This window comes from Mycobacterium syngnathidarum (genome assembly GCF_001942625.1).
In the GTDB taxonomy this organism is placed as follows: domain Bacteria; phylum Actinomycetota; class Actinomycetes; order Mycobacteriales; family Mycobacteriaceae; genus Mycobacterium; species Mycobacterium syngnathidarum.
In genome coordinates this window covers 1-18432 of sequence record NZ_MLCL01000033.1, presented here as the reverse complement: position 1 = coordinate 18432, position 18432 = coordinate 1, and the positions used below count along the sequence as shown (strand labels likewise).

The following is an 18432-nucleotide window of genomic DNA, read 5'->3' as shown; positions in this document are numbered from 1 at the left end:
GAACCGAGCAATCCACGGCAGCCGAGCCGGTGGCCGGCGGAAACGCCGGCATGGGCGCCCAATATCTGGAAGTCCGGGGACTTACCGTCGATTTCGACGGATTCAAGGCGGTGAGCAACGTCGATCTCACCCTGTTCCAGGGAGATCTGCGCTTTCTCATCGGACCCAACGGCGCGGGTAAGACGACTGTCATCGACGCCATCACCGGTCTGGTGGGAGCCTCCGGTTCGGTGAACAAGTCGGGTGTGGAGCTACTCGGCAAAAAGGTACATAAAATCGCCCGGCTGGGTGTGGGCCGGACATTTCAGACCGCGAGCGTGTTCGAACAACTCACGGTGTTGCAGAACCTCGACATCGCGGCGGGCGCCGGCCGTTCACCCTGGACGTTACTGCGCCGCCGGCGCGGTGTGCTGCCCGCGATCGAGGAAGCGCTCGAGACCACCGGGCTGGCCGATCTGGCCGACGAACCCGCGGGCGTGCTGGCCCACGGCCAGAAACAGTGGCTGGAGATCGGCATGCTGCTGGTGCAGAACGCCGATGTCCTGTTGCTCGACGAACCGGTGGCGGGGATGAGCCACGAGGAACGTGAAGAGACCGGAAACCTGTTGCGCCGCATCGGCGGAACCCGCACCGTGGTCGTGGTGGAACACGACATGGATTTCATGCGGGCCTTCGCCACCTCGGTGACGGTGCTGGCTCGTGGCCAGGTGATCGCCGAGGGTTCGGTGGCCGAGGTTCAGGCCGATCCGAAGGTCCAAGAGGTCTACCTCGGCACTGCCGCGGCCGGCGTGGAAGGAACCGCCTGATGCTCGAACTACTCGATGTCCGAACCGGTTACGGCCGTTCGGAAGTGATTCACGACGCGAGCATCGCCGTACCCTCCGACGGCGTCGCTGCGGTGATGGGCCACAACGGCGCAGGCAAGACCACCTTGCTGCGGGCGGCGGTCGGGCTGCTCAAATGCACGGCGGGAAAGGTACTTTTCGATGGCGAGGACATCACCCGGCTGCGCCCGAGCGCACGGGTGGCTCGTGGCCTGGCGTATGTGCCCCAGGGGCAGCAGTCCTTCGGCCAGCTGACCACCGCCGAGAATCTTCAGGTGGTCGCCGATGGCCGCAAGAACGGCAAAGCGCTGATCGACGAGCAGCTGGACCTGTTCCCCGCCCTGAAAGAATTGCTCACCCGCCGGGCGGGCCTGCTCTCGGGCGGACAGCGGCAACAGCTCGCCATCGCGCGGGCGTTGATCACCAGCCCCAAGTGCCTGATCCTCGACGAGCCGACCGAAGGGATCCAACCGTCGGTGGTGTCCGAGATCGAAGCCGTGATCACCTCGTTGACCGCGCGCGGCGACCTGGGTGTGTTGCTGGTGGAACAGCACATCGGCTTCGCGCTGGAATCTGCGCAGCGCTATTACATATTGGAGGCCGGCCGTATCACCTCGAGCGGCACCGGTGGCTCGACATCAGAAGCCGACGTCCGCGCCGCCATGGCAATCTGACCCCTGCACCGCCGTCTCGGCCGGCGGCAGGTCTGACGACTCGCCTGTGGTGAGCGAATGCATTCCAGCGCCGGAGGCAACTCGGCGCGAGCTCGCCGAAGCTCGTTGCCACCACACCAAACGGCGACTGGATCCTGAAGCGGGGCAACCCGTTCTCCGGGGGGGCATCGGCAATCTCGATGCCATACTGACGGCCGTGGTGCACGGCCGCTGAGAAAACCTCACCCAGCAAACGAAATCCAGCTAACGTGACGGGCGTGCAATGCGCCTGCGGTGGTCACGACTCCCCCGAGCCCACATCGCTTTCCAGGCGATCCATACTCGCGGCCTCGATGTCGGCTGCCCTCGGCGGCGCCGTTCTCAGCGCATCCGCCTGCGGTTCGGCCGAGCCGCCGAAGGCAACACCCACGATGCCCGAGAACGCCTTGGTCACCCTTGGCGTCCAGGCTGGTCCGCCACCGGTGCCGAACCAGACCGGCATCTCGTCAGCGCTCAAGATCGGCGGCGACGTCTATCAAATCGATTGCGGATTGGGTTCGCTGAACGCGTTCACCGACGCAGGCTTCACGTTCGACGATTTGAAGAGCATGTTCATCACGCACCTGCACACCGATCACATCGTCGACTACTACAGCTTCTTCCTCTCGGGCGGCTACACGGCCGCACCGGGCAAGGCGCCGGTAACCGTCTACGGTCCCGGCCCCGCCGGCGGCCTGCCGGCGAGCCAGGTCGGCAACCCCGATCCCGCGACCATCGAACCCGCCAACCCGTCACCCGGACTGGCCGCCACCACCAAAGCATTGCTGCAGGCGTATGCCTACACCAGCAACATCTTCATCCGCGACATGGGCGTCGACGACATCCAGGATCTGATCGAGGTCGTCGAGATCGCGGTGCCACCGGGCTCGGACTACCGCAACAGGTCACCCAAAACGGCCCCGTTCCCGGTGATGTCGGACGACAACGTCGTCGTCACCGCCACCCTGGTCTCCCACTATGACGTCTACCCGGCCTTCGGCTTCCGCTTCGACCTCAAAGCGTCAGGGAAGTCCGTCACGTTCTCGGGCGATACGACCAAGTCGGACAACCTGGTCGCGCTCGCAAAGGACACCGACATCCTGGTGCACGAGGCACAGTTCAGCCTCGACGACGCGTATTACCACAACAGATTCCCGCCGAACTACCTGAAGAACTCCCATACCTCAGCCGAACAGGTCGGCGAGGTCGCCACCGCAGCCAACGCCAAACACGTTGTTCTCAGCCATTATTCACCCACCAACCTGCCCGACTTCCAGTGGCTCGAGGCCATCGGCAAGAACTATTCCGGTGAGGTCACCGTGGCTCGAGACGGTCAGGTGTTCACCCTCTAGGCTCCCAGATGAGCCGCAAGGCGATCACCGAATAGTCCGATCGCGTTCTCGGAACTGACTTTCCGCCGCGTCGGGTCGTCCATCGGGTATTCCGAGAGAAATCGGGCGCCGGCCAGGTTGTCGTCCATCGGATAGTCGACCGAGAACATCACCCGGTCGGCGCCGATCACGTCGAGCGTGCACCGAAAGGCCGACGGACAGAAGTTGCCGCTCGTCGTGATGTGGAAGTTGGTGCGCAGATACTCCGACGGCAGCCGTTGCAGACGTCGACTGGCATCGGCGTCGCCGCCCAGGCCGTAGTAACGGTCGATCCGGTAGGCCGCGAAAGGCAGCATCTCGCCGAGGTGGCCGACGATCATCTGCAACCGGGGGAACTTGTCGAACAGCCCCGAGTAGATCAGCCGCAGCACATGCGTTCCCGTCTCCGCCGCGAAACCCCAGGAGGCCAGGTGCAGTCCCTCGTCCACGTACGGCGCGAACCAGGCATCCATGACGGCGGGGTGCGGCGTCGTCGGGTGCAGATAGATCGGAGCGCCCAACTCCTGCGCACATTCGAACAGCCCCTGATAGGCCGGATCGTCGAGATAGCGGCCCTGGCAGTGCCCGTTGATCAACCCGCCGACGAGGCCCAATTCTGTTACGGCACGCTCGAATTCGGCTGCCGCGGCGGCGGGATCCTGGGTCGCCAGGGTCGCGAAACCGCCGAACCGCGCGGGCTGCGATCGCACGGTTTCGGCGAGGTCGTCATTGGCCCGCCGCGCCAGGTCGATCGCGCGCGCCACTTCCGTCTCATCCTGGACACCGGGATCGAACAGCGACAGGATCTGAAAATCGATCCCGGCGGCGTCCATCTGCTCAAGCCGCAGTGCCGACCGGTCATACAACCGTTGGTATGCCGTGCGGTTGTTGGTGCGCAGCCAGGTGCCCACGACATTGCCCGCGCTGGCGGGATCCCAGGCGTAGTGCTCTTCGAGCGCGATCAACGGCATGGATCACTGTAACGACGAGCGTGCACAGAATGCCGACGTTTGACGGCGCGGCCGCCGACAGACATGCGCGCCTGCAGTGCAAGCGGTCAGCCCAGGCGAGAAAGAACCTCGGCCACCACAGAATCGGCCGCGATGTCCACCTGCTCGCCGGTCGCCAGATCCTTGAGCCCGATGGTGCCCGCCTCGATGTCGCGATCACCGGCCACGAGCGCGTACTTGGCGCCCGAGCGGTCTGCCGCCTTCATCGCGCCCTTGAGCCCGCGATCGCCGTAGGCCAGGTCCACCCGCACCCCGCCGGCCCGCAGCCGCGCGGCCAGCTTGGCCAACTCCAGCTTCGCCGCGTCACCGAGCGGGACGCCGAACACCTCGACGCCGCCGGCACCGGTCACCGACTTGCCCTCGGCCTGCAACGCGAGCAGCGTGCGGTCGACACCGAGCCCGAAACCGATACCGGACACGTCCTGCCCGCCGAGCTGACTCATCAAACCGTCGTAGCGGCCGCCGCCTCCGATGCCGGACTGCGCGCCCAGCCCGTCGTGCACGAACTCGAAGGTGGTCTTGGTGTAGTAGTCCAGCCCCCGCACCATCCGCGGGTTGATCACGTACGGCACGCCCAGCGCGTCGAGGTGCGCCTGCACCACCTCGAAGTGAGCCTTGGCGCTGTCGGACAGGTGGTCGAGCATCAGCGGCGCGTCTGCGGTCATCTCCCGCACGTGGGGACGCTTGTCATCGAGCACCCGCAGCGGATTGATCTCGGCGCGCCGCCGGGTCTCCTCGTCGAGGTCGAGCTTGAACAGAAAGGCCTGCAACAGCTCCCGGTACGCCGGCCGGCAGGTGTCGTCACCCAGCGAGGTGAGCTCGAGACGGAACCCGTCCAGCCCCAAGGAGCGGAATCCGGCGTCGGCGATTGCGATCACCTCGGCGTCCAGCGCCGGATCATCGACGCCGATGGCCTCCACCCCGACCTGCTGCAACTGGCGGTAGCGTCCGGCCTGAGGCCGTTCGTAGCGGAAGAACGGCCCGGAGTAACAGAGCTTGACCGGCAGCGCGCCGCGGTCCAGCCGATGCTGGATCACCGCCCGGATCACACCGGCAGTGCCCTCGGGACGCAGGGTCACCGAGCGGTCGCCGCGGTCGGCGAACGTGTACATCTCCTTGGACACCACGTCGGTGGACTCGCCCACCCCGCGCGCGAACAGCGCGGTGTCCTCGAAGATCGGCAACTCGATGTCGCCGTACCCGGCGCGCCGCGCCGCCGTCAGCAGGCCGTCCCGGACCGCCACGAACTGCGCCGACTCCGGGGGAAGGTAGTCGGGTACGCCCTTGGGCGCCTGGAATGCAGATGTCACAGAGTCAAACCTTCGAGAAACGGATTGGTGCGGCGTTCATGCCCGATGGTCGTGCGCGGGCCGTGTCCAGGTAATACCACGGTGTCATCGTCGAGTACCAACAGCTTTGTCACGATCGAGGTGAGCAGGTCGCGGCCGCTGCCACCGGGCAGGTCGGTACGACCCACCGAGGACCGGAACAGCGTATCCCCTGTGAAAACCGTCTGGCCCACCCGGAACACCACCGACCCCCTGGTGTGTCCCGGCGAGTGGTCGACGGTGACCGAGACACCGCCGAAATCGAGTGTCTGACCGTCACGATCCAGCTCGACCAGCTGTTTGGGCTCGGACAACAACACCCCGAATGCGAGCCGGGACAACGCTCCCAGCACCGCCGGGCCGAACCCTTTGATCGGATCGGTCAACATGCAGCGATCCTCGGGGTGGATGTAGGCGGGGCAGCCGTAGGTATCGGCGACCTTCTGAGCCGACCAGATGTGATCGATGTGACCGTGGGTCAGCAGGACCGCTGCCGGGGTCAGTCGGTTCTCGTCGAGAATCCGGCGCAACCGGTCCATCGCCCGCTGTCCCGGGTCGACGACGATCGCGTCGGCCCCTGGCCGCTCGGCCAGGACGTAGCAGTTGCACGCCAGCATCCCGGCCGGGAATCCGGTAATGAACACGACCCCAGTTTCCCACGTGACCACTTCCCGGACGGGCCGCGACCTGGGACTCCCGCGGGTCGCAGAACCGTCGTACAGGTTCGCCTGGCAGACTCGTTGCCAACCTCAACCGCCAACAAGGAGGACTGCCGCGGTGCCGACCAACGAACAACGGCGTGCGACGGCCAAGCGCAAGCTGGAGCGCCAGCTGGAACGTCGTGCCGCCCAGGAACGCAAACGACGCATCGTGACCGTCGCCGGCACCGTCGTCGCGGCGCTCGTCGTCATCGGGGCCGTCGTGGCGACGTTCGTCTTCACCAGCAAGGACTCGGGCAGCACCACCGCCTCTGCGGAGACCACCACCGCCACGTCAGGTGCTCCGGCCCAGCCGGGCGCCGACGGGCAGTTGCCGGCCTTCGTCGCACCCGCCGACCTTGGCGCCAACTGCCAGTACCCGGCTGCAGCGGCGGCGAGCAAGCCGAACACCCCGCCCCGCACCGGCAAGATCCCCACCGACGAGAAGACCGTCAGCGTGAGCGTGGTCACCAACCAGGGCAACATCGGGCTGCTGCTGGACAACGGCAAGGCCCCCTGCACGGTCAACAGCTTCGCAAGCCTGGCCGGGCAGAACTATTTCAACGACACCCCGTGTCACCGGTTGACCACCAGCGGCATCTCGGTGCTGCAGTGCGGTGACCCGTCGGGCACCGGGACCGGCGGCCCGGGCTACCAGTTCGCCAACGAGTACCCGACCAACCAGTACCAACCCGGCGACCCGGCGCTGCAGAAGCCGGTGGTCTACCCGCGTGGCACCGTGGCCATGGCCAACGCCGGGCCCAACACCAACGGCAGCCAATTCTTCCTCGTCTACCAGGATTCGCAGCTGCCCCCGAACTACACGGTGTTCGGCAAGATCGATGACACCGGTCTGGCCACGCTCGACAAGATCGCCGCAGCCGGTGTGGCCGGTGGCGGGCCGGACGGCAAGCCGGCGCTCGACGTCCAGCTGAAGTCCGTGGCCTTGGACTAGGTCGCCGAAGCGTGACCGTCCCGCCCCCGTACGGCGGCTTCCGGCCGGAGCAGCCCACCTACCCGGTGGGATATCCGGCCGGGCCTGCCCCGCACGCCCGGACCAACGCCATGGCGGTCGCCTCACTGGTGTGTGCGGTCCTGTTCGCGCCGTTGGGCATCCTGTTCGGGCACATCTCGCTGTCACAGCTCAAACGCAGCGGTGAACAGGGCCACGGCATCGCGATCGCCGGCCTGATCATCGGGTATGTGATGACCGCGCTGACAGTCGTGGCGGTGACGCTGGCCGTGGTGTTCGCCTTCATCGTCGTCCAGGCCGCCGAGAACATGCCCCGGCAGGACCGCTACACGGCCACTCCGGGCTCAGACCGGCAACTGCCCGTGTTCGCACCCCCGCGCAACCTGGGCGCCAACTGCCAGTACCCGGCCACCGCTGAACCGGCCACCCGGCCGGCCGCCCCGCCGCGCACCGGCGCGGTGCCAACCGAGCCCGCCACGGTCGAAGCCGGGATCGTCACCGATCGCGGCAGCATCGGGCTCATGCTGGCCAACGGCAAAGCGCCGTGCACGGTGAACAACTTCGCCAGCCTGGCCGCCCAAGGATTCTTCGACGGCACCCGATGCCACCGGTTGACCACCGGAGACCTCGCCACACTGCAATGCGGTGATCCGTCGGGCAGCGGCACCGGTGGGCCGGGCTACCGATTCCCCAATGAGTACCCGACCAACCAGTACCGGCTTTCGGACCCTGAGGTAGAACGACCCGTGGTATATCCGCGGGGCACGGTGGCGATGGCGAACGCCGGACCGGGCACCAACGGCAGCCAGTTCTTCCTGGTGTACGAGGATTCCCTGCTGCCCCCGACATACACGGTCTTCGGCACCGTCGACAGGACGGGATTGGCCACCCTCGACACGATCGCCGCCGGCGGTGTCGTCGACGGCAGCAACGACGGGCAGCCCGCCACACCGGTGACGATCAAATCGGCGATCGTGAGCTGAACAGCTACGCCGCGCTGCTCGGCTCGCAACGGTGCCGATCAACTGGTTTGAATCGTCAACGCCCGAAACGCTTTCGGCGACCACATTCGGCAAAAACTGCGAAAGCTTTGACGTGCCCGGCCGCTGCGCATACGTTCAATACGAACTTTGGTCGATACGGATGTGAACGTGTGGATACGACGGGACTGACGATGAACTGGACACGACGAGACCTCTTCCGCGCGGGCGCAGCGGTCGCTCTCGGAGCCCCGGCAGTGCTGGCGAGTTGTTCGAAGGTTCCGCAGGCCGGTGAAGGCGGCACCCTGCAGCGGATCAAAGACGCCGGGGCGATCAAGATCGGCATCGCCGGCGAGGTGCCCTACGGCTACACCCAGAACGGCACTGTCACCGGTGAAGCCCCCGAGGTGGCCAAGGCCGTGTTCAAAGCGATGGGAATCGACCGGGTGGAGGCCACCCAGGTCGAATTCGGCCAGCTGATCCCGGCGCTGAACGCCAACCAGTACGACATGGTGGCCGCCGGAATGGCGATCCTGCCGGACCGCTGCCGGAACGCACAGTTCTCCGCGGTGGACTACGTGACACCGACGGCGCTGCTGGTGCCCACCGGGAACCCGCAGCGGGTCAACAACTTCGGTGACGTCAAGGCCCGCGGCGTGACCCTGGCAGTGCTCTCGGGCACCGTGGAGGAGGCGGTCGCCCGTGACCTGGGCATCCCGGCCGGCAACATCCAGCCCTACCGGGGCCAGCCCGAGATGTTCCAGGCCCTACGTGACCAACGTGCCTACTGCGGCGCGCTCACCGATATCTCGCTACGTCGCATGCTTGCCGACAACCCAGGCGCACCAATGGAAGTCACCAAGGGATTCGTCCCAGTGGTCGACGGCAAAGAGCAGATCCAGGCGGGCGGGTTCGTGTTCCGTAAAGGCGACGACGAACTGGTCGAGAAGTTCAACACCGAACTGAAGAGGCTGCAGGACAACGGCTCCTGGCTGGAGATCGTCACACCGTTCGGATTCACCGCGGACAACCAGGTTCCCGACGATGTGACCACCGACAAGCTCTGCGAGGCCGTCTGAGGCCGGCCCCATGTTCGACAACGTCGGTTTCTTCATCGACACCATCGCGCAAGGTCTGCTGCTGACCATCGAGGCAACTGTCGGCGGGATCGTGATCGCTGCCGCGCTGTCCTTCGTCGCGGGCCTGGCAATGCTGTCGAAAGCCTGGCCGGTGCGCGCCCTGGCCCGGGTTTACGTCGAGATCTGGCGCGGGACATCGGAAGTGGTACAGCTGCTCTGGATCTACTTCGTGCTGCCGGTGCTGATCGGATACCAGATCGTGCCGCTGTTCGCGGGCATCATCGTGCTGGGTCTGAACCACGGCGCCTACGGCGCCGAAATTGTCCGGGGAGCCATCCAGGCCGTGCCGCGAGCCCAGTACGAGGGCTGCATCGCGCTCAACTTCACGCCAACCCAACGGATGTGGCGGGTCATTCTCCCGCAGGCGCTGGTCGAGATGGTGCCGCCGTTCAACAACCTGTTCATCCAACTGCTCAAGAGCAGCGCGCTGCTGACGATGATCACGGTGCACGAAATGACTTATCAGGCGCGGGAAGTTCTGATCAACAACCACATCTCGCAGGCGGCGACCATCTGGACGATCGTACTGCTGTTCTACCTGGTTTTGGCCATGGCGATCACCTTCGGGATGCGGGTGTTGGAGCGCAGGGCGGCAGATCTGGTCGGCCGCCAACCACCGCCCCGGCGCACGCTGTTGAGCCGCATGCGCACCGAGGCCGGAGCCTCCCGATGATCTGGGATTGGGATTACGCCTGGCAGGTGCTGCCCACCATCGTGATGGACGGGCTGCGGATCACGCTGGTCGCCACCGTGTTCGGATCGATCCTGGCCTATGCGCTCGGACTGGTGTTGGCCCTGCTGCGGCGCGTCGGCGGACCGGCGGCCCGCACGGCGATCTGGCTGTTCATCGAATTCGTCCGCAGCACACCGTTGTTGGTACAGATCTTCTTTTTCTTCTTCGTCCTGCCCAGCTTCGGGATCAAGTTCGACCCGCTGACCACCGGCATCATCGCGATCGGCCTGCACTACTCGACGTACACGGCCGAGGTGTACCGGGCGGGGATCGAAGCGGTGCCGGCAGGTCAGTGGGAAGCCGCAGTCGCACTCAGCTTGCCCACGCGGCGGACCTGGACGGCGGTCATTCTGCCGCAGGCTATCCCACGCGTGCTGCCGGCCCTCGGCAATTACACCATCTCGATGCTCAAGGAGACGCCACTGCTGCTCACCATCGGCGTCCTCGACGTCGTCGGGGTGGCCAATCAAGTGGGCTCGCAGGCGTTCCGGTATGTCGAACCGATCACCATCGCCGGTGTTCTGTTCCTGATGTTGAGCTATTCGGCGTCCCTACTCGTTCGATGGTTGGAGCGGCATGTCCGATACAGCAGCTGAGATGATCCGGTTCACCGACGTCATCAAGCGATTCGGCGACCACGTGGTGCTGGACGGTCTCGACTTCACAGTGGCACCAGGCGAGTTCGTCACCCTCATCGGACCGAGTGGATCGGGCAAGACGACGATCCTGCGGCTGCTGATGACCCTGGAGCAAGTTACCGAAGGTCGTATTTATGTCGACGGAGAATGTCTGAGCCACATGACACGTCGCGGCCACGACATCCCGGCCGACGACAAATACCAGCGGAAGATGCGCGAACGCATCGGGATGGTGTTCCAGCAGTTCAACCTGTTTCCCAACATGTCGGTGCGCCAGAACATCACCGAGGCACCCGTGCATACCCTTGGCCTGAGCCGTGAGGAGGCCGACGCCCGGGCAGGCGAACTGCTGGAATTGGTCGGTATGCCGGAGAAGGCCGACGCCCACCCGTCGCAGCTGTCCGGCGGTCAGCAGCAGCGGGTGGCGATCGCCCGGGCGCTGGCGATGCATCCCGATGTGCTGCTGCTCGACGAGGTCACCTCAGCGCTGGATCCGGAACTGGTGGCCGGCGTACTGGCGTTGTTGAAGGACATCGCCGCCGGCACCGACATCACGTTCCTGTGCGTGACGCACGAGATGGATTTCGCCCGTGAGGTTTCCGACCGGGTGATGATGTTCGACGCGGGCAAGGTCATCGAGGACGCGCCACCGGATCAGTTGTTCGCCGAGCCCGAACACGAGCGGACCCGAACCTTTCTGCGGGCCGTGCTTGAACGCCGCTGACCGCGCGAGCAGGCTTGCCGCCGGCGGGGATCGTGCGGCGGAATCACCTACGCCGCGCTGGTCACGCGGTAGACGTCGTACACGCCTTCCACGTTGCGCACCACACCCAGCAGGTGGCCGAGATGTTTGGGATCCCCCATCTCGAAGGTGAACCGGCTGATCGCCACGCGGTCGTTGGACGTGGTCACCGACGCCGAGAGAATGTTTACCTTCTCGTCGGCCAGCACCCGCGTCACATCCGAGAGCAGCCGGTGCCGGTCCAGTGCCTCGACCTGGATGGCGACCAGGAAGACCGATGACGGCGACGGCGCCCAGTTCACCTCGATGATGCGCTCCGACTGCTGTTGCAGCGAGGCCGCATTCGTACAGTCGGTGCGGTGCACACTGACGCCCCCGCCCCGGGTCACGAAGCCCATGATGGTGTCGCCGGGCACGGGGGTGCAGCACTTGGCGAGCTTGGTCAGGGTTCCGGGCGCTCCCGGCACCGCGACACCGGTGTCGTCGGTGCTGCGCTGGCGCACCGGCATGGTCAACGGGGTGGACCGCTCGGCGAGTTCGTCCTCGGCCGCGTCGTCACCACCGAACTGGGCGAGCAGACGCTGCACGACATGGCGCGCGGAGACGTGGCCCTCACCGACCGCGGTGTAGAGCGCGGAAACGTCGGTGTAGCGCAACTCGCGCGCGAGTGCACTCATCGAATCGGCATTGATCAAGCGCTGCAACGGAAGCCCACCACGGCGAACCTCGCGCGCGATGGCGTCTTTACCGGACTCCAGGGCCTCTTCGCGCCGCTCCTTGGCGAACCACTGCCGGATCTTGGCCTTCGCCCGCGGTGACACCACGAAGGTTTGCCAGTCGCGCGACGGCCCGGCGTTGGGCGCCTTCGAGGTGAACACCTCGACTACCTCACCGTTCTCCAGCTTGCGTTCCAAGGCGACGAGCCGACCGTTGACGCGCGCCCCGATGCATCGGTGCCCCACCTCGGTATGGACCGCGTAGGCGAAGTCGACCGGGGTCGAGCCGGTCGGCAGGTTGATCACATCACCCTTGGGGGTGAAGACGAAGATCTCCTTGACCGCAAGGTCGTAACGCAACGACTCGAGGAACTCGCCGGGGTCGGCGGCTTCCCGCTGCCAGTCCAGCAGCTGGCGCATCCAGGCCATGTCGTCGATCTCGGTCGCGGCATGACTCTGCGGAACTCCGTTGCGGCCCTTGGCTTCCTTGTAGCGCCAGTGCGCGGCGATGCCGTATTCCGCGGTGCGGTGCATGTCGCGCGTGCGGATCTGCACCTCCAGCGGCTTGCCCTCCGGGCCGACGACCGTGGTGTGCAGCGACTGGTAGACGCCGTAGCGCGGTTGGGCGATGTAGTCCTTGAACCGCCCCGCCATCGGTTGCCACAGCGAGTGCACGACGCCGACGGCCGCGTAGCAGTCCCGGATCTCGTCACACAGGATTCGGACGCCGACCAGGTCGTGGATGTCGTCGAAGTCGCGGCCCTTGACGATCATCTTCTGATAGATCGACCAGTAGTGCTTGGGCCTGCCCTCGACCACGGCGTTGATCTTCATCGCACTCAGCGCCACGCCGATCTCGGCGCGCACCTTGGCCAGATAGGTGTCGCGTGACGGTGCCCGGTCGGCGACCAGGCGCACGATCTCCTCGTACTTCTTGGGGTGCAGGATCGCGAACGACAGATCCTCCAGCTCCCACTTGACCGTGGCCATGCCGAGTCGATGCGCAAGGGGGGCAATGACTTCCAGCGTCTCGCGGGCCTTGCGGGCCTGCTTCTCGGGCGGCAGGAAGCGCATGGTGCGCATGTTGTGCAGCCGGTCGGCCACCTTGATCACCAGCACCCGCGGGTCGCGGGCCATCGCGATGATCATCTTGCGGATCGTCTCGCCCTCGGCCGCCGAGCCGAGCACCACCTTGTCCAGCTTGGTCACCCCGTCGACGAGGTGGCCCACCTCGGCACCGAACTCGGCGGTCAGAGCCTCCAGCGTGTACCCGGTGTCCTCCACGGTGTCGTGCAGCAGTGCGGCCACCAGCGTGGTGGTGTCCATACCGAGCTCGGCCAGGATGTTGGCCACCGCCAACGGATGGGTGATGTAGGGGTCGCCGGACTTGCGGAGCTGGTCGGCGTGACGCTGCTCGGCCACGTCGTAGGCACGCTGCAGCAGCTGCAGATCGGCCTTCGGATAGATCTCACGGTGTACCGCGACCAAGGGCTCCAGGACGGGGTTGACCGCACTGCGCTGCGCGGTCATCCGGCGCGCCAACCGCGCGCGCACCCGCCGTGAGGCGCTGGTCTTGGTGGCATCGGGCCCCGTGGCGCCCGGCAGCGCCGGGGGCGACTGGACAGCCTGGCCCGCCGTGGCGTCCGTACCCGTATCGCCGGCCATCGTCACCTCCCGGAGTTAACGCTTCAGAGTCCGAGGATATCCCTCACACCGTGTGCAGGCTGCTGACCTGTAGCGGTGCCACAACCTCCCGACCACCCAGCGCCGTCAGTTCCAGCACCACCGCCGCACTCCGCACAGTCGCGCCGCCGGCTTCGAGCAGCCTGGACGCGGCGGCCAGGGTCCCGCCGGTGGCAAGGACATCGTCGATGATCACAACATTGCGACCGGCGATATCAATCCCGTCGGCCGGGATCTCCAACGTGGCGCTGCCGTACTCGAGTTGATAGGTGACGCTGTGTACCGGGGGCGGCAGCTTCCCGCCCTTACGTACCGCCAGCACACCCACACCGAGCCGGGTGGCGACCGCGGCACCCAGCAGGAACCCCCGCGCGTCCAGTCCCGCGACCAGATCGGCATCGGCCGCGGTGGCAGCCAGCGCGTCGGTCACCGCGCCGAGCCCCTCGGCATCGGCGAGCAGCGGGGTCAGATCCTTGAACTGCACACCGGGCTCGGGAAAGTCGGGAACCTCCCGGATCAGTTTCCTGACCAGCTCCGAGACCCTGGCGATGTCGCCGCTCATGTGGACAGCTTCCAACGATCCATGTTCCAGCCTGCGCCCCAGCGGGTCGGGTTACTGCTCACGGCATACATCTTGGTCGAGGTCAGCACCGTGCGCTGCTGGCGGTACAGCGGCAGGGTCGGCATGTCGTTCCAGAGGATCGGGGCGCCCTCCCCCGCCAGCCGGGCCAGTTCCTTCGGATCCGCCGTGACGGCCTGGGCATCGATGATCCCGTCGACCCGCTCATTGACGTAACCCGGCAGGTTGTTGCCGTTGCCGGAGTGGAATGCGTAGGCGTCGATGGCCGAGGAACCCGAGGAGCCGCTACCCGCGGCCCCGCCCGTGCCGGCCAGCAACCCGTCGAGCTCGTTGTTGCGCAGGGCCACCGGCCCGGCGGTCGCCGATCCGGCATCCTGAACGGTGATGCCCGCTGCCGCACACGATTTCGCGATGGCACCGACCGTCGCGGCCAACCGCGCGTTGGGCGTCTGATAGCCGATCCGGACGGTCAGCGGCTTGTTGTTGAGGGCAGCGCGGGCCGCGTCGGGGTTGGCCACACCGAATTGCGCTGCCTCACCGACGTTCTCGGCCGCACTGAACGCGTCGTCGGTGACCGGGCTGAGCCGCGAGTTGATGATCGGAGTCGCGGCGTTGCGCGCGATCACGTCCCGCGGGGTGCACAACGCAACGGCCCGTCGCGCCGAAGGGGCCGCCAGCGGACCACCCGGCGCGAAGATCAGCTGCTCGATCCCGGCCGACGGGCTTTCCATGCTGACGTAGTCATCGGGCAGGTTGAGCAGGCCCGACGATCCGGATTCGATGTCGACGACGTCGAATGATCCCTGGTTGACCCGCTCCTGGATGTCGGCGCCACGTGGCCACACGGCAATCCGGTTGGTGATCGCCGGGGTGCCCCACCACTTGTCGTTGGCCACCAGGACCACCACGCCGTCCTCGGACACCGAGTCGATCCGGTACGGACCCGACGACGGGAACTTCTTGAGATCGAGGTCGGGTTTGAGATCCCAGACGGTGTTCCATGCCTTGGATATCCGGTCGATCGTGGGTTGGTCGCCGTTCTGCAGCGCCGTCGCCACGCCCCCGTCGCCGAGACCGAGTTCGTCTGCGATGACGTGCGAGGGCATCAGCGATGTCGCCGCGAACAGATGCCCGTAATCGAGGAATCCGCGGTCCTGGGCGAACGACACCCGGGCTCGCTTCTGGCCGGGTGCGCAGTCCACGGACGCGATGTCGCGGTAGCCCGCCCGACTGGCGGCATCGAACCCGGGGAAACGCCCGGACTGTGCTCCCCACGCCAGTACGAGGTCGTCGCAGGTGATCGGCTTACCGTCGGAATAGACCGCCTTGTCGCTGATCACGTAATCGAGCACCAGCGGAGCGCGGCCCACCACCGACACCGAGCCGAAGTCGTTGTCGGCGACCATCTGGCCCTCGGGGCCGTGATACGCAAAGCCCGTCAACGCCCGTGCGAACGCCTGCGGACCGGCTGACGCGGCCCCGGCCACCGTGTTGGTGTTGTAGGTGGTCAGGGTGCCATCGACGGCGTAGTCGATCTCGTCGGCCGAGCTGCCCGAACACGCCGCCAGGCTCATCGCGGTGACCACGGACAGCGTCGCCGCCGTCACCGCCGTCCGTGCCCGGGCGATGCCCCGCCACTGAACCATGCGGTTTACCGCCGGGTGTTCCGTTTGCCCGACGGACGTCCGGTCCGCGGGGCCGGTCGCGCACCGGGTGCCGGCTTGTGCGGTGCGGGCTCGCCGGCGACCGAGACGGCGACCGCCTCGGTACCGGCGTCCGTGTCCGACGCAACGGAGGCGTCTGCCGTGTCCTTGGCGGACGTCGCCGCCTTGTTGCCCTTCTCGCGGCGATTCAGCACCTTCTTGGTGTGCTTGCGCACCAGCTCGGTGCGTTCGCGCAACGACACGAGCAGCGGCGTGGCGAAGAAGATCGACGAGTAGGTGCCGACGATGACACCGACCAGCTGCACCAGGGCCAGATCCATCAGCGTTCCGACACCGAGAAGCCAGACCGCCACCACCATCAGCGCCACGATCGGCAACACCGAGATCAAGCTGGTGTTGATCGACCGCATGAACGTCTGGTTGACGGCGAGGTTGGCCTGCTCGGCGAACGTCCGGCGGGTGGTGTGCTCGAAGCCGTGGGTGTTCTCCTCGACCTTGTCGAACACGATCACCGTGTCGTACAGCGAGAAGCCCAGAATCGTCAGCAGGCCGATCACCGTGGCCGGGGAGACCTCGAACCCGACCAGCGAATAGACACCGGCGGTCACCACCAGGTCGAACACCAGCGTGGTCATGGCGGCGACCGCCATGTAGCGCTCATAGCGCAAGGCGATGTAGATGGACGCCAGCACCAGGAAGACCACCAGCGCGATCAACGCCTTCTGGGTGATCTGGCCGCCCCAGGTCTCGGACACCTTTGAGTCGCTGATGACCTGCTTGCTGGGCTGACCATCGCTGTTCTTCGGGTGGAACGCGTCGAACAGCGCGGTCCGCAGCTGTTCGATCTCCGGTTCCGACAACGTTTCCGAACGGATCTGGACAGTCGCCGAGGCGCCGCTCCCGACGAGCACCACCGAATCGGGCGCCCGGTTCAGGGTCTTGCTGAAGACGTCCTCGACCTGTTGGACCGCGACGACCCCTTCGGAACCAGCCGAGGGCATCGACACCTTCGTGCCGCCCTCGAAGTCGATACCGAAGGTGAACCCGCGAAGCACGATGCTTGCGACGCAGACCGCGACGATCAGGCCGCTGATCACATACCAGAGCTTGCGGCGGCCGATGACCTCAAAGGCGCCGGTGCCGGTGTAGAGCCGGACGAAGAAGCCATGCTTTGGCAGTGCCGCAGACGTGGATTCGATGCTCGGCGCCTCCACCGCGGTGTCCGTCACGTCCTGGGCTGCGGTGTCGTTTTTTGCTGCCATGTCTCTATCCCCGTCCCGCGGTCGCATGCGAAGCCTCCCGGCGTTCCCGCGCGATCTGCTGTACCGCGCCAAGTCCGTTGAAGGCGGGTTTTGCCATCGTCGGGGACTTGGAGGCCAGGTACACCAGCGGCCAGGTCACCAGGAACACCACCACGATGTCCAGGATCGTGGTCAACCCCAAGGTGAACGCGAAGCCCTTGACCTGGCCGATCGCCAGGAAGTACAGCACCGCGGCGGCCAGGAAGGTCACGGCGTTCCCGGACACGATCGTCTTGCGAGCGCGCGCCCAGCCTCGGGGCACCGCCGACCGGAAGGACCTGCCTTCACGGATCTCGTCCTTTATTCGTTCGAAGAACACCACGAAGGAGTCGGCGGTGGTGCCGATGCCGATGATCAGACCGGCGATACCGGCGATGTCCAGCGTGTAACCGATGTATCTGCCGAGCAACACCAGGATGGCGAAAACCATTGCGCCGGCGGCGACCAGCGACAGGGCCACCAACAGACCGAGCGCCCGGTAGTACAGCAGCGAGTACAGCAGCACCGCCGCCAGACCGACCGCGCCCGCGATCAGGCCGGCTCGCATCGACGAAAGGCCCAGCGTCGCCGAAACGGTCTCGGCTTCCGACGATTCGAACGACAGCGGCAGCGACCCGTACTTGAGCACGTTGGCCAATTCCTTGGCCGTGTCCGCGTTGAACTGGCCGGTGATCTGAGTGTTGCCACCGGGGATGGCTTCGCGGATCTCAGGGGCGCTGACCACCTGCGAGTCGAGCGTGAACGCCGTCTGCGTGCCCACGTTGGCCGCGGTGAAGTCGGCCCAGGTCTTGGCTCCGCCGCTCTTGAAGGTCACGTCGACGACGTACTGGCCCTGCTGTTGGTTGAGGCCGGAGGTGGCGTTCTCGATCTCTTCGCCGCTCATGATCGACGGGCTCAGCAGGTAAACGGTCTGGCCGTCGGTGGAGCACGTCACGAGCGGCAACTTCGGATCGTCGTTGCCCGCCAGCACGTCATCCTTGTCGCAGTTCTGGGCTCGTTCCATGATCGCCTGGATCTGCATCACGGGGTTGGTGCTCTGGCGAATCGTCTTCGCAAGCGTGATCAACGCAGCCCGGGTCTGCGCCTCGTTGACTTCACCGGGCGCACCTGGCGCCGGAGGCTGCGGGGCCGGTGGCGGTGTGGGCTCACCGGGTGCCGGCGCCGGCGCCGGTGCGGGGGTGGGCTCCGCCGGGGTGGGGGCCGGATCCAGTGGGTACGGCCGCGGCTGCGGTGCGGGCTCAGGGGCGCTCACCGGCGGCGCGGCGGGCTCCTGGGCCGGCGCTCCCGGGGCCTGACCCGGAATCGCGCCGGGAAGGCCGGGCACCCCGCCCGGGGCGCCCGGTGCGGGCGGCGCGCCTGGG

Annotated in this window: 17 protein-coding genes; 9 read left to right on the top strand and 8 right to left on the bottom strand. The window is 66.4% G+C overall.

Going from position 1 to position 18432, the window contains the following annotated elements:
• Positions 1 to 50: 50 nt before the first annotated feature.
• The 3 genes from urtD (at position 51) to BKG60_RS10600 (ending at position 2868) form a co-directional block, all read left to right on the top strand.
• Positions 51 to 806, top strand: coding sequence for an urea ABC transporter ATP-binding protein UrtD (urtD, locus tag BKG60_RS10610; protein ID WP_070943734.1), 756 nt, complete (start codon positions 51 to 53; stop codon positions 804 to 806).
• The gene (gene urtE / locus BKG60_RS10605; protein ID WP_070186918.1) at positions 806 to 1498 is read left to right on the top strand and encodes an urea ABC transporter ATP-binding subunit UrtE; all 693 of its coding nucleotides are present in this window, start codon (positions 806 to 808) and stop codon (positions 1496 to 1498) included. The genes urtD and urtE overlap by 1 nt, the downstream gene beginning before the upstream one ends.
• Before the next feature lie 332 nt (positions 1499 to 1830).
• Positions 1831 to 2868 carry an MBL fold metallo-hydrolase gene (locus BKG60_RS10600; RefSeq protein WP_075909636.1) on the top strand — a complete coding sequence of 346 codons (1038 nt, stop codon included), beginning with the start codon at positions 1831 to 1833 and terminating at the stop codon, positions 2866 to 2868.
• Here BKG60_RS10600 and BKG60_RS10595 read toward each other — a convergent pair.
• From BKG60_RS10595 to BKG60_RS10585, 3 genes are all read right to left on the bottom strand, one after another.
• A complete protein-coding gene (locus BKG60_RS10595; protein ID WP_070943606.1) occupies positions 2865 to 3857 on the bottom strand; it encodes an amidohydrolase family protein in 993 nt (330 codons plus the stop codon). The two genes, BKG60_RS10600 and BKG60_RS10595, sit on opposite strands and share 4 nt — an antisense overlap.
• An 86-nt stretch (positions 3858 to 3943) precedes the next feature.
• Entirely contained in the window at positions 3944 to 5206 is a 1263-nt protein-coding gene (hisS, locus tag BKG60_RS10590; RefSeq protein WP_070186921.1) for a histidine--tRNA ligase, read from the bottom strand.
• Positions 5203 to 5868 carry an MBL fold metallo-hydrolase gene (locus tag BKG60_RS10585; RefSeq protein ID WP_070186932.1) on the bottom strand — a complete coding sequence of 222 codons (666 nt, stop codon included), beginning with the start codon at positions 5866 to 5868 and terminating at the stop codon, positions 5203 to 5205. The genes hisS and BKG60_RS10585 overlap by 4 nt, the downstream gene beginning before the upstream one ends.
• Positions 5869 to 6001: 133 nt before the next feature.
• On the opposite strand from BKG60_RS10585, the gene BKG60_RS10580 reads away from it, so the two are divergent.
• The 6 genes from BKG60_RS10580 to ehuA all read left to right on the top strand — a co-directional run bounded on the left by BKG60_RS10580 (position 6002) and on the right by ehuA (position 11109).
• The gene (locus BKG60_RS10580) at positions 6002 to 6877 is read left to right on the top strand and encodes a peptidylprolyl isomerase (protein WP_070943605.1); all 876 of its coding nucleotides are present in this window, start codon (positions 6002 to 6004) and stop codon (positions 6875 to 6877) included.
• A gap of 11 nt (positions 6878 to 6888) precedes the next feature.
• The gene (locus BKG60_RS10575; protein ID WP_070943604.1) at positions 6889 to 7878 is read left to right on the top strand and encodes a peptidylprolyl isomerase; all 990 of its coding nucleotides are present in this window, start codon (positions 6889 to 6891) and stop codon (positions 7876 to 7878) included.
• Positions 7879 to 8048: 170 nt separating this feature from the next.
• The gene (ehuB, locus tag BKG60_RS10570; protein ID WP_200806083.1) at positions 8049 to 8954 is read left to right on the top strand and encodes an ectoine/hydroxyectoine ABC transporter substrate-binding protein EhuB; all 906 of its coding nucleotides are present in this window, start codon (positions 8049 to 8051) and stop codon (positions 8952 to 8954) included.
• A gap of 10 nt (positions 8955 to 8964) precedes the next feature.
• Positions 8965 to 9687 carry an ectoine/hydroxyectoine ABC transporter permease subunit EhuC gene (ehuC, locus tag BKG60_RS10565; RefSeq protein WP_070943603.1) on the top strand — a complete coding sequence of 241 codons (723 nt, stop codon included), beginning with the start codon at positions 8965 to 8967 and terminating at the stop codon, positions 9685 to 9687.
• Positions 9684 to 10343, top strand: a complete 660-nt coding sequence (ehuD, locus tag BKG60_RS10560) for an ectoine/hydroxyectoine ABC transporter permease subunit EhuD (RefSeq protein WP_070185453.1) — start codon at positions 9684 to 9686, stop codon at positions 10341 to 10343. The genes ehuC and ehuD overlap by 4 nt, the downstream gene beginning before the upstream one ends.
• Before the next feature lies 1 nt (position 10344).
• Positions 10345 to 11109, top strand: a complete 765-nt coding sequence (gene ehuA, locus BKG60_RS10555; RefSeq protein ID WP_070943602.1) for an ectoine/hydroxyectoine ABC transporter ATP-binding protein EhuA — start codon at positions 10345 to 10347, stop codon at positions 11107 to 11109.
• Positions 11110 to 11156: 47 nt separating this feature from the next.
• Here the strand turns inward: ehuA and BKG60_RS10550 are convergent, their stop codons facing one another.
• The 5 genes from BKG60_RS10550 to secD all read right to left on the bottom strand — a co-directional run.
• Positions 11157 to 13508: a RelA/SpoT family protein gene (locus tag BKG60_RS10550; protein ID WP_070185451.1), complete on the bottom strand. Its 2352-nt coding sequence runs from the start codon at positions 13506 to 13508 to the stop codon at positions 11157 to 11159.
• A gap of 43 nt (positions 13509 to 13551) precedes the next feature.
• Positions 13552 to 14088 (bottom strand): adenine phosphoribosyltransferase, encoded by a 537-nt coding sequence (locus tag BKG60_RS10545; protein WP_070185450.1) that lies wholly within the window; start codon positions 14086 to 14088, stop codon positions 13552 to 13554.
• Positions 14085 to 15752 carry an ABC transporter substrate-binding protein gene (locus BKG60_RS10540; protein ID WP_070943601.1) on the bottom strand — a complete coding sequence of 556 codons (1668 nt, stop codon included), beginning with the start codon at positions 15750 to 15752 and terminating at the stop codon, positions 14085 to 14087. Before BKG60_RS10540 ends, BKG60_RS10545 begins: the two co-directional genes overlap by 4 nt.
• Positions 15753 to 15757: 5 nt before the next feature.
• Positions 15758 to 17032, bottom strand: a complete 1275-nt coding sequence (gene secF / locus BKG60_RS10535; RefSeq protein WP_070943600.1) for a protein translocase subunit SecF — start codon at positions 17030 to 17032, stop codon at positions 15758 to 15760.
• A gap of 4 nt (positions 17033 to 17036) precedes the next feature.
• The coding region (secD, locus tag BKG60_RS10530) for a protein translocase subunit SecD (RefSeq protein WP_075909645.1) at positions 17037 to 18432 on the bottom strand (1396 nt) is incomplete at its 5' end.